The 15,940-nt window shown below is 51.1% G+C and carries 9 protein-coding genes and 1 pseudogene; 7 read left to right on the top strand and 3 right to left on the bottom strand.

What is annotated here, in order from left to right; genetic code table 11:
* Positions 1-95: 95 nt before the first annotated feature.
* A complete protein-coding gene (locus tag PQG83_RS02355) occupies positions 96-1,751 on the top strand; it encodes an FG-GAP-like repeat-containing protein (protein WP_312746351.1) in 1,656 nt (551 codons plus the stop codon).
* Between the two features lie 473 nt (positions 1,752-2,224).
* Here the strand turns inward: PQG83_RS02355 and PQG83_RS02350 are convergent.
* Both PQG83_RS02350 and PQG83_RS02345 read right to left on the bottom strand, forming a co-directional pair.
* Positions 2,225-2,602 (bottom strand): annotated as a pseudogene (locus tag PQG83_RS02350) (VOC family protein); the annotation flags it as partial.
* Between the two features lie 99 nt (positions 2,603-2,701).
* Positions 2,702-3,244, bottom strand: coding sequence for a peroxiredoxin (locus PQG83_RS02345; protein WP_376753627.1), 543 nt, complete (start codon positions 3,242-3,244; stop codon positions 2,702-2,704).
* A gap of 343 nt (positions 3,245-3,587) precedes the next feature.
* Between PQG83_RS02345 and katE the strand changes: the two genes are divergently transcribed.
* From katE to PQG83_RS02325, 4 genes are all read left to right on the top strand, one after another.
* Positions 3,588-5,714 carry a catalase gene (gene katE, locus PQG83_RS02340; protein ID WP_312746341.1) on the top strand — a complete coding sequence of 709 codons (2,127 nt, stop codon included), beginning with the start codon at positions 3,588-3,590 and terminating at the stop codon, positions 5,712-5,714.
* 175 nt (positions 5,715-5,889) lie between these two features.
* A complete protein-coding gene (locus PQG83_RS02335) occupies positions 5,890-7,650 on the top strand; it encodes an HAD hydrolase family protein (protein ID WP_312746338.1) in 1,761 nt (586 codons plus the stop codon).
* A 457-nt stretch (positions 7,651-8,107) separates the two neighbouring features.
* Positions 8,108-8,650 carry a hypothetical protein gene (locus PQG83_RS02330; protein ID WP_312746335.1) on the top strand — a complete coding sequence of 181 codons (543 nt, stop codon included), beginning with the start codon at positions 8,108-8,110 and terminating at the stop codon, positions 8,648-8,650.
* Between the two features lie 119 nt (positions 8,651-8,769).
* A complete protein-coding gene (locus PQG83_RS02325; protein WP_312746332.1) occupies positions 8,770-9,639 on the top strand; it encodes a hypothetical protein in 870 nt (289 codons plus the stop codon).
* Positions 9,640-10,072: 433 nt separating this feature from the next.
* On the opposite strand, the gene PQG83_RS02320 is transcribed toward PQG83_RS02325, so the two are convergent.
* Positions 10,073-10,405: a BON domain-containing protein gene (locus tag PQG83_RS02320; protein ID WP_312746331.1), complete on the bottom strand. Its 333-nt coding sequence runs from the start codon at positions 10,403-10,405 to the stop codon at positions 10,073-10,075.
* A gap of 229 nt (positions 10,406-10,634) precedes the next feature.
* On the opposite strand from PQG83_RS02320, the gene PQG83_RS02315 reads away from it, so the two are divergent.
* Both PQG83_RS02315 and PQG83_RS02310 read left to right on the top strand, forming a co-directional pair.
* Positions 10,635-14,501, top strand: coding sequence for an AsmA family protein (locus PQG83_RS02315; RefSeq protein ID WP_312746328.1), 3,867 nt, complete (start codon positions 10,635-10,637; stop codon positions 14,499-14,501).
* Between the two features lie 187 nt (positions 14,502-14,688).
* Positions 14,689-15,837, top strand: coding sequence for a baeRF7 domain-containing protein (locus PQG83_RS02310; RefSeq protein WP_312746326.1), 1,149 nt, complete (start codon positions 14,689-14,691; stop codon positions 15,835-15,837).
* Positions 15,838-15,940: the final 103 nt, after the last annotated feature.

Here is a 15,940-nt window from a genome sequence, read left to right as displayed (position 1 = left end):
CCCGTAGATGTTTAAAGGAGATATCGTGAAATGAACAGCTTTTATGCAAAAAATGTTTTAACTCAATGCGGAAAAGGAAAGGGAAATTTATGAACATGTATACGTCTCGGACTTTCGGGTGGATAATGGGGTCGCTAGCGGCAGCGGTCCTGACCATGGGGACGACCTCTATGGCTGCGGCAGCTGGTTTTACAGCCTATAACGACCTGGCTTGGGGGACAGGCCAGCTGGACACGAATATCACGAAGATGACTTCCCCTAGCGGGGGCTCTGGCCTGCCCTCCACCGGCCTACTGAAAGATTTTGCTACCGGCCTTGATACGGGCGTGACCATGACCGTAACCGGCGGCCAATTTGTTGCCGGGGCCAATGATTTGCAAGGGGCAGACCCGACGGTCGGTGATGCCTTTACAATCTTTGAAGGCAAAGTCAACGGGAAGGGCGTGGTTACCTATATCGATGATGTGAATAATTCCCTCGTGTTGACTTTTAGCGGACTAAACCCAAACAAAAATTATGATCTGACCTTTTATGCTCATCGAAACAACAACGGGTGGGATCGAGCTTCCCTGGTGACCCTTTCAGGGCAGGACGCATTTACAAATTCGAGTTCCATTGCGACTGATAATCCTGATACGGGAACGTATCCAGGGGGAGTGCTGTTCACGGGACCGACAAGTGCTTCCACAAGGTTGCCGGCGGACAATGATAATGGCTATGTGGCCCGGTTTAGTGGCATTGATCCCGGTAGCGATGGGACGGTGCTGCTGACCATCAGTTTTGATGGAAGTGTGGCTGAGCAATATAAGGGAAAGTATGGCAGCGCAGTTCGGCTGATTGAGTCATCGGGTTCGGCGGGTTCGGCTGGGCAGGATTTGAATGGAGATGGCAAAGCTGACCTTGTCTTTAGGAATACCAATGGTAATGCTGCAGTCTGGTTGCTGAATGGGGCAGCAGCTCCCTTGTCCACCGTCTCTCTCGGCGGGGTGGGTTCCGACTGGGAGGTCGCGGGAGTAGGCGATACAGATGCCGATGGCAACGCGGACATTATCTGGCGCAATACCACGTCGGGCGCGGTGGCGGTGTGGTTGATGAACGGAGGAACCCGGATTTCGGCGGGCATCCCCGGCACGGCGTCGACCGCGTGGACCATCCAGGGAGTCGGGGATCTAAATGGAGACGGCAAGGCCGATCTGGTCTTTAGACACACAAATGGAAGTGCGGCGGTCTGGTTGCTGAATGGGACCGCGGCGCCCTCCTCTACCGGCTCCTTAGGGGTGGTGGGCTCCGCCTATCAGATCTCGGGGGTGGGTGATACCAATGCCGACGGCAAGGCGGATATCATCTGGCGCAACATCACGAACGGCGCGGTGGCGGTGTGGTTGATGAACGGGGTGACCAGGACTTCTGTAGGTTTCCCTGGCACGGCGTCGACCGCGTGGACCATCCAGGGAGTCGGGGACCTGAACGGGGATGGTAAGGCCGATCTGGTCTTTAGACACACAAATGGAAGTGCGGCGGTCTGGTTGCTGAATGGGACCGCGGCGCCCTCCTCTACCGGCTCCTTAGGTGCGTTGAGCTCGTTCTGGCAGATTAGACAAGTAGGCGATACGGATGCCGATGGCAAGGCGGATATTATCTGGCGCAACACCTCAAGCGGCGCGGTGGCGGTGTGGTTGATGAATGGGGTGACCAGGACTTCTGTAGGTTTCCCCGGCACGGCCTCGACGACGTGGGAAATTCAACCCTAACTGGATGCACCTGCCGAATAGAGGGCCTGTGCTTGAGGTGACTCTCGTTTTTTCAGAAACGAGAGTCACCTGGCTGGCTCACGTCTTTATAAGAATCTTTTATAGGCCTTGCAGAAGAAGAATCTCATCTGAAACTGGGGCATAAACTTTAACTGGGAGATTGTCGCGCCGGGTTGCCGACAGACCTCTCGCCTGGAATTGCTATCTTCACGAAATCCCAGGCCCCCCTAAACCATTTCGCTTTAATCGTGGAATGACGGACCGCCAGCCCGAAGTGACCGACAGGGCCAATGGTAAACGGTATCATCAAATGCTTTCATGAAATCTGTAAACGTTGGTCAATTTTTTTCGTTTGTCCTCGTCTCCTTTTTACACTTTCGTCCATATCTACCCTATTTAGATTGAGAGCGGTTCTCTTGAACTTCTGGATCCACTGCAGATGCCACCAAGGGATGAGGTTTCGAAACAGTGGTCCCACCGCTACCATAAGGACGAGTAATGATTTCCAGTAAATGGCCGTTCGGATCATTGAAATACATCCCGCGTCCATCATCCCAGGCGTTGATGTGATTCGGCTCCTCCCGATAGGGGTCAGCCCAATACGGTAGCCGTCGTTCCTGGATTCGCTCAAAGATCTGGTCGAATTCGACCTCGCTTACCAGAAAAGCATAATGCTGAGGGGGAATGTCGCCATCGGCATCGAGATAATCCAAGGAAGTCTCTCCTACCCGGACCACCGCAAACGGCCCCATGAGCAATGGTGCCGGTAAACCAAGTATTTGCGTCAGAAACACTGCCGAAACATTTTTGTCCTTAGCAGCCACGATGGTGTGATTCAATGTCATGGGCAGGGACTTGATCCTTTTTCATAATGACACGGCCACCTTCTACATCAACCGCCAATTCGGCCTGTCTTTCTAATGAGATAGATGTTGACCAGAGCGTGGGGCTCAAATTTTTCCGACAAGATCCAAGCCCGGTGTTAATGTCTTATCTCCCGGTTTCCAGTTAGCCGGACAGACTTCTCCTTTTCCTTCCCTGACGTGAACTGCCGCTTGTAGTTTTCTCAGGAGTTCCCGGCCATTTCGTCCGATGCTGTTGTCGTGGATTTCTCCCACTTTCAGGACCCCGTCCGGATCGACCAGAAAACTCCCACGCAACGAAACTCCCTCATCCTCCAGATAGGTTCCGAACTCCCGGCTTAGCCGTCCCGTGGGATCGGCTACCATGGGGAACTGAATGTTTTTTATGGCAGGCGAGGTATCGCGCCAGGCCTTATGCACAAAAACCGAATCGGTGCTGACGCTAAGAACTTCAGCCCCGAGCTTTTGAAATTCCGGATACAACTCCCCCAGTTCTTGCAATTCTGTTGGACAGATAAACGTAAAGTCACCCGGATAAAATACCAATACCAGCCATTTGCCCTGGAATTGGGACAACTTGAGAGAACGGATCTGTTCCTTGTGAAAGGCCTGGTATGTGCCATCCGTCATCGTCTGTCCAATTTGCATCATCATGCTTTTCGACCTCCTTCATGGAAACGGGTTGAAATGTTTCGCACAAGTCGTTCAGAGCAAGTTTTGTCCTCTGTATCTGAATTCCGAAACTCCGACTCTCAAGTCACTTAAACAAATCTTATCCCGGAATGCAAAAAGTGGTGACTGCCTTGAACCCTTGCATGGAACTCTTTCGTTACCCCATCAATCTTTTTAAAATCTCATCCCAGGGTTTTTTACAGTGTGGCCTCTTCAATTGTTTCTATATGATAAGTAATTTCGCGTGATCTGTGTACTCACCTATTCATCACGAACTCATCAATGTTAAGGAGCGATTCGCATGGCCAAAAAACAACCCACTAAATCTTCTCCTGCCTCCACCGGTAAAACCGCAAAATATGCTGACCAAACTGTCAACATCGGCACTGGAGGGGAAGTGCACCAGACAAGCGGAAAAACCAATCCGGTATTAACAACTCAGCAGGGCATTCCTGTCGCAGATGACCAAAACTCGCTTAAAGTCGGACCGCGGGGTCCAAGCGCATTGGAAGACTTTCACTTTCGGGAAAAGATTTTCCACTTTGACCATGAACGGATTCCGGAACGGGTCGTGCATGCCCGCGGGTTTGGAGCTCATGGGTATTTTGAAAACTACGAATCTCTGGCAGATGTAACCAGAGCCGACCTCTTTCAACGACCACGTGATAAAACTCCTGCGTTCGTCCGCTTTTCCACCGTAGCCGGCAATAAGGGTTCTTTCGATTTGGCAAGAGACGTCCGGGGATTCGCCGTGAAGCTGTATACCAAAGAGGGGAACTGGGATCTTGTGGGCAACAATATGCCGGTGTTTTTCATACAAGACGCTATGAAATTTCCAGACCTCGTTCACGCGGCCAAAGCCGAACCGGATCGTGGTTTCCCCCAGGCGCAAACCGCGCATGATAACTTTTGGGACTTTATCTCTCTGACCCCCGAAAGTATGCACATGGTGATGTGGATTATGTCCGACAGAGCCATTCCCCGCTCCTTTCGATTCATGGAAGGGTTTGGCGTGCACACATTCCGGCTTATCAATGGTCAGGGAAAATCAACGTTCGTAAAATTTCACTGGAAACCAAAATTGGGGATGCAGTCCGTGGTGTGGAACGAAGCCGTTAAAATTAACGGAGCTGACCCGGACTTCCATCGCCGGGATTTATGGAGTGCCATTCAGCAGGGTGATTATCCGGAATGGGAACTGGGCCTTCAGCTATTTGATGATGAATTTGCTGAAGAATTCGATTTTGATGTGCTCGATGCCACCAAACTCATTCCAGAAGAAATTCTACCAATTCGACGCGTGGGCCGGCTCGTTCTTGATCGCTGTGTGAACAATTTCTTTGCTGAGACCGAACAGGTCGCCTTCTGTACGCAAAATATTGTACCGGGCATTGATTTTTCAAATGACCCGCTATTACAAGGGCGGAACTTTTCCTACCTCGATACTCAGCTCAAACGGCTTGGCAGTCCGAATTTCACTCACATACCCATAAACGCCCCCAAGTGTCCGTTCAGCCATTTTCAACAGGACGGGCATATGGCCATGCAGAATCCGCAAGGCCGAGCCAACTATGAACCCAATTCCTGGCCCGGCGAAACTGGCGGTCCCCGTGAATCACCGGAAAAAGGATTCACGTCTTATCCTGCAGAGGACCAAGGCCCAAAAGTCCGCCTTCGCTCCGAGACCTTTGCCGATCATTACAGCCAGGCTCGACAATTCTACACCAGTCAGACCGAGGTCGAACAAACACACATCGCGAACGCCTTAGTCTTTGAATTAAGCAAAGTGGAACGTCTTGAGATACGAACTCGTATGGTTTCTCATTTACTGAATATCCACCAGGATCTGGCCAAAACGGTCGCCAAAGGATTGCGCATCCAGCAGATGCCCGCGCCCGCAGATGCGGCGAAACCCACCCAAGAGGATCTCCAACGGTCACCGGCGCTCAGCATTCTTCTTAATAGTCCCAAGACCTTCAAAGGGCGAAAGCTTGGAGTGCTCATCACCGACGGAGTCGATATGAAATTATTTAAATCTCTCAAAGCCGCCGTCAAATCGGAAGGGGCGATTATGGAGATTGTGGCCCCCGGCGTCGGCGGAGTAGAAGCCAGCGACGGGACATGGATTGAAGCCGCCCAGAAAATCGATGGCGGCCCCTCTGTTCTGTATGACGCAGTAGCCCTCCTCCTTTCCGAGGAAGGAGGCCAGGCTTTAGCCAAAGAGCCGACGGCGAGGGATTTTGTGGCAGATGCCTTTGCGCATATGAAATTTATCGGATATGTCGAAGCCGCGACGCCCCTCTTTACAAAGGCAGGGCTGACAGATATGGACGGGGGAATGATCGCTCTTGACGGAAATAAAGGCACCTCCAAATTCCTGGAAATGTGCCGTCATCTCCGATTCTGGGACCGCACCGCGGCTTCATAACGGGGCGGTTCGATCACAGAACCGGTAACAATAACAGGTCAGTGAGGAGACCGGGAAATCGGGACATCATGCCGAACGAGTATCGATCGGGTTGGTGCAAAAATTAATATATGCCTTCTCAACTGCACCGCAGAGTGTACCTAAACGTCGTTCCTTTTTTACCAAAGAACATTACATGAGATATTTAGCGCTGGCTACCGATTACGACGGCACTCTTGCCCTTCATGGGCGTGTCAACGAATCGACCCTTCGAGGTCTGGAAAAAGTCTTAACCACCAATCGAAAGCTCCTTCTGGTCACAGGCCGGGAACTGGATGATCTACTGAAAGTATTTCCTCATCCTCATGTATTTGAGTGGATTGTCGCGGAGAATGGGCTTTTATTGTACAAACCTTCTTCCAAGGAAACGATCACCCTGGCGGATATGCCGTCTGAAGATTTCATTATGCGGCTTCGTTCCCGCGGTATTCCCATTTCAGTCGGACGAAATATCGTCTCCACCGTTCGCCCGCATGAAACGGCCGTATTGGAAGTGGTCCGTGATCTCGGATTGGATATCCAACTGATTTTTAACAAAGAAGCCGTCATGATGCTTCCCGCCGGATTCAGTAAAGCGACCGGACTGGAGAAAGCGCTACGCAAAATGGGTCTATCACCACACAATGTCGCCGGAATTGGCGATGCCGAGAATGATCTCCCTTTTCTGGGAATGGTGGAGTGCTCCGCGGCCGTCGGCAATGCCCTCCCGGCCATCAAGGAACGCGCCGATATCGTGATGGAAGGAGAGCAAGGAGACGGGGTCGTGGAGTTTATCCGGCATCTTCTGGCTGACGACTTACAATCCATTGATCCGTCCCTTCACCGGCATTATGTCGTGCTGGGATCCACAGAGACGGAGCAGGAAGTCCGAATCAGTCCCTATGGTCCGAACCTTCTCCTGGCCGGCTCATCGGGAAGCGGAAAATCCACGCTCTCAACCGGCATCATTGAGCGTCTCACGGATAAACAGTATCAATGTTGTATTATCGATCCAGAAGGCGATTATGAATCGTTAGAACAGTCTGTGGTCCTGGGTGATGTGAATCACGCACCCAACTCAAAGGAGGTCATCACTATTCTGGAAAACCCGGATACGAACCTGGTCATCAATCTGGTGGGTCTGGCGATACAAGAACGTCCTTCTTTTTTTAACAACATCTTTAAAGATCTTCAGGATTTCAGAGCACGAACGGGCCGCCCTCACTGGATTGTACTGGATGAGACTCATCATCTGATGCCGGCAGAATGGGATATCTCTTGCCCCTTGCTCACCCCATCACTACATTCCCTGCTGATGATCACCGTACACCCCGATCAAATGGCTGCCGACGCCCTTACCGCTATTGATTGTGTCGTGGTGATCGGCAAATCTCCAGGCGAACGATTGGAGGCTTTCACCAATTCGGTGGGGGAATCTCTGCCTTCCTTCGAGGATCATCACGTCCAACCGGGGGAGGCGATATTCTGGAAACGGTACGGAGGGGCTCTGCCGATTCGATTCCGGATACATCCCAATAGGAGCGAACGAAGGCGTCATCGTCGGAAGTATGCGGAAGGAGAATTAGGACCGGATCGCAGTTTTTACTTTCAAGGTCCGGAAGGAAAGCTGAACCTTCGCGCCCAAAATCTTATGCTTTTTCTTCAACTGGCAGAAGGACTGGATCCTGAAACGTGGATGTATCATTTGAAGCGGCATGATTATTCTTCCTGGGCTCACGAATGTATTAAAGATAAAACGCTGGGCGCCGAAATTCGGGAAATAGAATCCACTGAATCGCTGGAACATGGGCAAAGTCTGGCTCGCATCAAAGCCGCCATTGAATCCCGGTATGTCCTTTTTCCTCACCCTACTTCTTCTCCTTCCCCATCCGCTCCTCCTGCCCCTATATCTACTTAACTTTCAATTTAAGTAAAAATAAAAAGAGAAACTGTCAAAAGACTATATGCATTCCAAACGAAGGAGACGAGGTTGGATATCCACAACTTCGTCTCTTTTTCCTCTTGACCGGGAAACGGGTATTCCGATTCTGATTCTGATTCAAAACATAGACATGGGTCCTTTTATACCCTCAACCCCTTATCCTTCATCTTGATTCCACTTACAACAGGGGACTCTGGATTTTTTGGCTGGAGGTCTGGGTCCTCTTCACCCGTACATATCCGGAAAGGACATTGGGAATTTGTCCGTCACCATATTTATCAAGGTTGGTTAGGATAGAAAGCAGTGGGTGGCAAGCAGCAATGCGTCATTCATTCTTGTTCAAATCAGCAAACGAGTTTTTCTTCGTCTTTTCGGTTTCATTAAAGAAAAGAGTAAGAAAAACTCATTCACCTTAATTGTAGGAGGGTAAATCATGATTAAACTCGCATCAAAATTCACTATCCAGACTTTCGGTCTGGTATTTTCCGCAGGCATGTTGTTGCTGCCCGTAGCGGGACAAGCCGGCCAGGGCATGGGATCCACATCCGGATCTTCAGACTCCGTCCCCGAGGTGCAGTCTCAACTTGAGTCAGGGTCTGACACACAATGGAGCGACCAATTGCAACGTGAACGGGATCAGGCAAAACAGAGTCGTGATCAAGCTCAACAGGAACGTGACCAAGCTCAGCAAGAACGCGATTTGGCACTCCAGGCCGGCAAGGGCTCTGACGATTCCGGCTCCGGTATGAAATCCATTCAAGGACAAACAAGTAGTGCCCGGAATGGCAGTGGAGCAGAAAACCAAGAGAATGCCCGTTTAATTCAGGACCGAGACCAATACTTGAAAGAGCGAGATGCCCTTCAAAAGGAAACGTCCGATCTCCGGCAAGAACGTGATCGAGCCATGAGTTCAATTTCAGGTGGTTCGGCTTTGGATGCTGTTGACCGGGGCATGCCTGTGACTCCGGGGCATTAAGAATTTCAGTTCTTGGGTTTGAAAGCTTTTACCCGTCGCTGGTTGTCGGGCTTCCCTCAATCTCAAGGGTGGCCCGGCAACCGGTACCTGTCAACCGGTACTACTCGAAAGGAGAACCTATGTCACTGTTCATAAAATCCGCCCCAGGCTGGAAAACCACCTCGCTTCTTGGATCGTGTGTGGTTCTTTTTGTGGGGATAACGGCTGCCTCAGGAGGGGAAAAATCCTCTACAGATACATCTGCACCCCAGTCCACAACGCAACAAGAAAAAAAGGATGGTGATCAGCATCACCAGTTTACATTGCTTCCCGGGCATCGGGTTATCACCGGCGTTGTGGAAGGAGTGGCAGCGGATCAAGCTAAAGTCAATTCCGGGGATACCGGAGAAATTACTCCCAGATATCTTTCCCTTGAACGAGCGAAAGAAAAAGGATTCACGCTGAAGCAGGGCGATAAGGTCACCATTGTGGTAAACGCCAAGAATCACGTTGTCGATTATCACCTCTCGAAAGAAAAAGGCCAGAGTCACCACACAGTCATCAAAGGCAGACTTGCGCAACCGCTGAAAGTCGGACAGGAACAAGCCATCATCAAAACGAAAGAGGGAAAAGAACAATCCTTTGCCGTCCGTCCTCTTGCAAGGAGTGAAGTCGCAGCCATTCCTTTCGACACTGAGGGGCTGTTTCTCATTGATGAAACCAATAAAATTGCGAGTGCCACATTAACCAAGGATGTGATGTCCGAGGACGATTGGGCTCGTTCCACTGCATACAATGTTTATCGTCATATTAAAGGAGTCGTCCAGGAAAAGCCGGAAAAGGAATCTTTGACGATTCAAACCAAAAATGAGGAATCCCTGACATTACCGGTTTGGGATTACTTACAGAATGAGTTGACGGAACTTTCCAAAGGCATGGCGGTGACCATCTTGGTAGATCAGAATGATAAAATCGCCGATATTGCCTATGTTCCTACGAGTGAGAATTAGTCTCATAGAAATAGAAAGTGAGTGTGAGCCTTGCCATGGAGTGGGCATTTGGAGGCTCGCTCACCAGAGCCATGTTCTCTGAGTGGAATTATCGCGATGGGGCAAAACCACCTGTATTCCCTCCAGATCGAACTTGAGCCACGGACGCCGATACCCTCGTGGGAGGGCGGCGTCTCAGAGTCGATAAAGAAAGTGGAATCGAAGGGATAAGAGGTCTTGACGACGAAGTTTCAGAAAGCCGGATGATCCCACGAGGCTTTCCACATCATGGAAAACCACACTCCGATCTGGGATTCACCTATTCACTCTCGTTAGCGGAGCCTCCCCTTCCTTTTCCCCATCGCGACCGTCAAGCTACCTCTGTGGCTTTCAATTTAACACATGAGGGAATGAGACATTGTCAACAGCGGAAGATGTTTTGGGAAAAGACACGTCATTTGACTTGGATATCGTTGATCACGGAATCCACTCCGGGTACATTGCTTGCGGCCTTTTCCGCCGTCTGCCGTTGTGGACCTTTTTCAACGAATCCTCCCAAGGTCACCACACCATTTCTGACTATGATGTTAATGGGAGCGGCGTCCAACCCTTCCTGCATAAGAGCGACTTTTACCCTGCCGGCGATATATTCGTTCCTATCCGACACCTCTGCATCATGGCCAAGCGGAGAGCCACATCCGAACGACGTGAATACAAGGGCCATTATGAGCAAAGCGGGAATGTGGTGCCACCCATCTGAAAAGGAATAGGAAGAGAAATGGTTCACATGAATCCTTTAAAAGATAATTTTCAATGAAGAATATAAAACATAACAGATTCTGTGTGACGAATGGCAATCCTAAGAACACATTCTTTTCATTGCCCAACATTACCTAAATGAAACCATGTGATATGTCATGAAGATCCAAGAGAGACAGCCCAGGTGGGGAGGCAGACTTTTTATTTCGATTGTCATTGTGGCCTGCGTAATTGCCATAACTGTTGCAGGAGGAATCATGGCGCTGAACTCTCAATGGTTTCTTCATTTTGCTGAATCCAAGCTGACGGAATCTCTCGGTCAACAGGTGAATATTGGCGCATTGGAGGTAGACGTAGGTCGTATCGCCCGGTTACGAGTCGAAAAGTTATGGGTCGCGAATCCGTCCTGGGCGGCAGATCCTTATCTTGCGTCCGTGGATGTTCTGGAGGCGGGGATCGACCTCATGAAGCTTCTGAGAGGTGATCTGCTCATCACCGACCTGCAAGCGACCGCACCAGTCGTTCATCTGGAGTGGTCTCGTCAAGGCAAGGGCAATTGGGCTCAGACGAATGAAGGGGATTCTTCTCCGGATAATCAGCAAACCGACCGGCAGCAGGACAATGCGACGCTTGATCTCCCTCGGGTGAAATCCGTGACAGTCAAAGGGGGAAGAATGACGTATCTTGATCCCCGTAAGGATATCTTTCTTGCGCTGTCGTTCGATGCCGAGAGAAAAGAAGGCGGCACGGTTCCAATCGGTCTGATGGCCAATGGGGGTGGACACCTCGCCGGAGAACCGGTCACGGTTGAATTGTCTGCAAAGCCTGCATCACAGGCGACAGGTACACACGACAATCCTATTCAGTTGGCGTTACTCATCAATGCCGTTCAGACGAGATTGCAGGTTGAAGGAAAAATTGATGCACTGCTCTCTCCTGAGAGGGCAGACCTGCAAATCCGGGTGGGAGGCAAAGACCTCTTCCGATGGAATGACATAATCGATACCGCCCTCCCCGAATTTCCCACATATCAATTGGCCGGACATTTGATGCTGGCTGATCACGTATGGACAGTGAATGACCTGAAAGCCATGGTCAAGGATAGCGATGTGACAGGGACACTGAAAATTATTCCCGAGGCCAATCCTGTCCGGATTGAAGGACACCTCTCTTCCACGCGGCTGGATGTGGCACAACTACAGGAATATGTACCTCAACAACCAAACCCGGAACCACTGGCAGTGAAAGTCGGCAACATCTTGAATAGCATCCATCAGGCCGCCTGGCAAACCAGTCTTACCTATCGAGCCGATCTGATTGAAACAGGCACGGTGCCGGTACACAATGCCGATATCGCCATGAGGTTGGAAGAGCAGAGGCTCATCATAGAACCCCTATCGGCGGAAGTGTCCGGTATTCAGCTTAACGTCGAGACGCAGGTATCCGTGGAAGAAAATCTGGCGAAAGGTCGAGTCCACCTTCGAGCTGAAAACAAAGAAGCTCCAAACATGACCAAGATCGCCAATGCATCAACAGCTCGAACGAACGCGACGCAAGGACTTCCCGGCAATCTCGAAATGAACCTTGCCATGAACATACACACGGTACCTCCACCAGATCAAAAAAAAGGCTCCCCGGTGGAATCCAAGCCCCATGAACCGATCCATGCCGTTGAGCTGAGCACACTGGACATCGAAAATTTGGATATGCGCTATACCAATCCTTCCACGAACACCCAGATCCGGGCGCACATGGATGAAAACACATCGGATGGCCTGGTTCTCAAAGCCAAGGGTATTTTACGCGACCAACCGCTTACCCTGACAGTGTCGGGTCCTACCATTGAAACTGTACTGGAGCCTTCTCCCGATCATGCCACACGCACACCTCTCTCTGCGGATCTACAACTACTCGACACGACGGCTTCGCTTTCTGCCATGGTTGAGCCCGCCTGGCCGCTCATGTGGATGGATTTGTCTGTTTCCCTTCACAGCGAATCCCCGTCCAAAATCGCGTCCATGTTTGACATGGAAATGCCGACGTTGGGACCGGTCGCAATAAAGGGAAAGCTGCATAAGAGATCACAGACCTGGAAACTGGAGAACGTGTCGGGCGTGGTAGACCACAGCGATTTTTCCGCAAGGGCGACCGTTGACACGAGTGAAACGACCCGTTTTACGGCAACGGTGCATTCTGAAACATTGGATCTGGTTTCGCTGGTTCCCACCTCCGGCAAAGAAGAATCTTCAACACGACAACCCGAAACTCAGGAGACAGGAGGTATCCAGGCCCCTGAATGGCTGACGCATCTGAGCGGCATCCTCGAGATTTCCGTCGGGAACCTGGTGGTCCCGAACGTCACGTTAGAGGATGTTTCCATGGTGACAAAGATCGAGAATGGCCTGATTCGCATCTCCCCGCTGACAGTGGAAATTGGTGAAGGCATGATAACGACATCGGCACTGCTGGACTTGCGCGATCCATCGCTGCCCTCCCGTCTTCAGACCGATATCGAACGGGTGGATCTGGATAAGGCCATGCAATCGCTGGGGAAAGAATCCGGTAGCTTGGGAACGGTGAGCGGCCGCCTCGCCTTGAGTCTTCCTTCTGCAGAGCCCAACGTGAACAATCCGCTTGAGGTCGAGGCCTTGCTTGATCGCTTGCGCATCGATGAAGTGCGGATACGCTATGATGATCCCGACTTACAGGCCAAGTCGGATTTACAGGTCCGGGCGGAAAGCGTCGCCTCCGGCATTCAGGTAAATGGAACCGTGGAATATCGTGAACATCCTGTTGATGTGCGCCTGACCACGGGTTCCATCCAGAAAGTCTGGAGTGACTATCAGTCGATGCCGGTGGAAGCGATCGTTTCCGTAAACGACACCACCATCCGACTGGACGCCACGATAGGAAATGTGTTGCCTCTCTCAGCCTTTAAGGGACGAGTGTGGGTAGAAGGACCGGATCCGGCTCGTTTAGGTGAGGCCTTAGGTATTCCCTTGCCGCATCTTCCCCCTTATCAGCTGGAAGCTCTGGTACACCGGAAACAAGGGCCGGAAGATCAACAGACGGTCTCTCTTCAAAACCTGAGCGGCGCCGTGGGAGACAGCGATGTGACCGGCATCCTGCATGTGATGACGGGCGGGGAACGTCCCATGGTCTCGGCTCGTCTGCACTCACGCAAACTGGATTTCGATGATCTGGCCGGTCTGATCGGTGCACCGCCGGATCCCGAAGAAACCGCTTCGGAGGCACAGGAAGCCCGTGCCGAAAAAACCGAAGATCGTCAAACGGTGTTGCCGACTAAGCCCATGGATTTCACCCAGCTTAGAAAATTGGATGCAGAAGTGGAATATACCGCGACCGACGTGCTGGCACCGGACCTTCCTCTCAATGATTTTGCCCTGAATGTGACGCTAGAAGACGGACATCTACAGATGGATAGATTGGACTTCGGCGTGGCCACCGGAACGGTGTCCATGCAACTTGAGATGAATGCCCGCAAAGATCCCATCCGGGCGAAACTGCATACGGATGTTGATCATGTGAACCTCAGTCGATTGCTGGCACGCTTCGACGTGGCTGATGATTCGTTTGGTGACATCGGCGGGCGGGCGAAATTGTGGATGCAGGGACAGTCGTTGGCGGATTGGTTCGGGTCCGCGGACGGTGGTCTTTTTTTAACCATGACGGGAGGGAAAATCAATGGCCTGCTCGTGGAGTTGGCCGGATTGGACTTCACTGAATCAGCGGCGATATTCCTGAGCACAGATACGCGTGTCAAGATAGAATGTGGGTATACGGACTTGCAGGCCCGCAGTGGTATCGTGACCATCCACCCTTTCCTACTGGATACCAAAGACACCAAGTTCAAAGGTCACGGGTCGATTGATCTTCGTCAAGAAAAATTGGACCTGACCGTAGAACCCTATCCCCAGGATTTTACCATTCTGAGTTCACGCGGGCCCTTGCACGTCACGGGCACATTTTCGGATCCTGAATTTTCTGTCGAACCCACTTTTCCCTCTCCTGAGTTTGGTATGGCTGATGATAGCGCCCGCTGTACGGGTATGGTGGACGCGCTTCGGAACGCCAGAAAGGAGCAACTGGCAAACAAAAATTGATTCCTTCCGTTTTATTCACCAGTTGCCATACGTGCCAGTACAGAGTGAAATCCAAACATACACCTCAGTGTCAGGTGATGAAGGGAAAAGACTTCAGGGAAATTAACAGGTTTCTAAGCAATCTTTCCGTGTTACGTTGAAAAGTAAATAGTGCAGCCGCCACTTCTGAGCCATCGAAAGGATCAACATGTCAATTACAAGAAATGATCTAGAGGATCTCCTTGAACAGAAGGAAAGTCCCTGCGTGTCCTTATACATGCCGACCCATCCCGCAGGACAGGAAATCCGACAGGACCCGATACGCTTGAAAAACCTTCTCAAAGAGACGGAACAGCAATTGACGGAACAGGGCATCAGGAGCGCAGACGCTCGAACCTGGCTGGAACCTCTCTCGAAACTCCTGGAGGATGAGCAATTCTGGCGGTATCAGGATCAGGGGCTGGCCATGTACGTCGCGAAGGATTGGCATCGGGTCTTTCGTCTGCCTCTCAGTCTTCCCGAACTCACGATGGTAGAATCCCGGTTTTATCTGAAACCCATCCTGCCCGTGTTCATGTATGGAGGAACGTTTTATCTTCTCGCGCTCAGTCAGAACCATATCCGTTTCTTTCAGGGTTCACAGGATGGCCTGCAGGAATTGCGCATACCAGATATTCCCCTCAGTATGGAGGAAGCCAATCAAACGGCCGGCGGCGAGCAATCCTTGCAATGGCATACCAAAGCCCCCAATGCAGGCGACCAGCGGGCCGCCATGTTTCATGGACAGGGCGGTGGGGATGACGAAGCGAAATCCCGCATTTCCCAATTTTTTCATCAGGTGGCAAAAGGTCTTCACGAGTTCCTGCACGAAGCGCAGGCACCGTTATATCTGACGGGCGTGGAATATTTGATTCCGATTTACAAAGACGTCAATACCTACCCTCATACTATGGAAGAAGGGGTCACAGGCAATGCTGATGAAAAAAGCCTTCATGAATTGCACCGGCAAGTCTGGCCGGTCGTGAAAGCAGATGCCGATCACGGCATAGAAGAGGCCAAGAACAAGTGTGAAGAGTTTTTGGGTACGTCCAAAGCTTCCCATGATCTGAAAACCGTGGTTCTGGCAGCCCATGAGGGAAAAATCGATACACTATTCGTCGCCCGGGACATTCAACAATGGGGTCGTATCGACGTCATGCAAAACCGAGTGGAAACAAAACCGACAAAGTCCGCCGAATCAGTGGAAATCTTAGATTTTGCGGTGGTGCAGACGTTACTTAAAAAAGGCACGGTTTATGCCCTCTCCCAGAAAGAGATGCCAGACAGTACCTCGTTGTCCGCTATTTTTCGTTATTAATGAATCCGCCGCTTCATACTCTCCATTTGGGCCACGCCCCCAGAGCCCGCGTCTATCACGGGAAAGAATAGCCGGGTTTTCTGTATTAGCCGGTTAGTCTGTA

The sequence above is a fragment of the Candidatus Nitrospira neomarina genome (assembly GCF_032051675.1).
Lineage (GTDB): Bacteria > Nitrospirota > Nitrospiria > Nitrospirales > UBA8639 > Nitrospira_E > Nitrospira_E neomarina.
The sequence above is the reverse complement of the archived record's forward strand: the minus strand, read 5'-3'. Positions and strand labels throughout refer to the sequence as shown.

Bases quoted from the DNA above. Each gene is read 5' to 3' on its own strand.
- PQG83_RS02355 (WP_312746351.1), top strand. From the start codon at position 96: ATGTATACGTCTCGGACTTTCGGGTGGATAATGGGGTCGCTAGCGGCA.
- PQG83_RS02345 (WP_376753627.1), bottom strand. From the start codon at position 3,244: ATGACGGATGGCACATACCAGGCCTTTCACAAGGAACAGATCCGTTCT.
- katE (WP_312746341.1), top strand. From the start codon at position 3,588: ATGGCCAAAAAACAACCCACTAAATCTTCTCCTGCCTCCACCGGTAAA.
- PQG83_RS02335 (WP_312746338.1), top strand. From the start codon at position 5,890: ATGAGATATTTAGCGCTGGCTACCGATTACGACGGCACTCTTGCCCTT.
- PQG83_RS02330 (WP_312746335.1), top strand. From the start codon at position 8,108: ATGATTAAACTCGCATCAAAATTCACTATCCAGACTTTCGGTCTGGTA.
- PQG83_RS02325 (WP_312746332.1), top strand. From the start codon at position 8,770: ATGTCACTGTTCATAAAATCCGCCCCAGGCTGGAAAACCACCTCGCTT.
- PQG83_RS02315 (WP_312746328.1), top strand. From the start codon at position 10,635: ATGGCGCTGAACTCTCAATGGTTTCTTCATTTTGCTGAATCCAAGCTG.
- PQG83_RS02310 (WP_312746326.1), top strand. From the start codon at position 14,689: ATGTCAATTACAAGAAATGATCTAGAGGATCTCCTTGAACAGAAGGAA.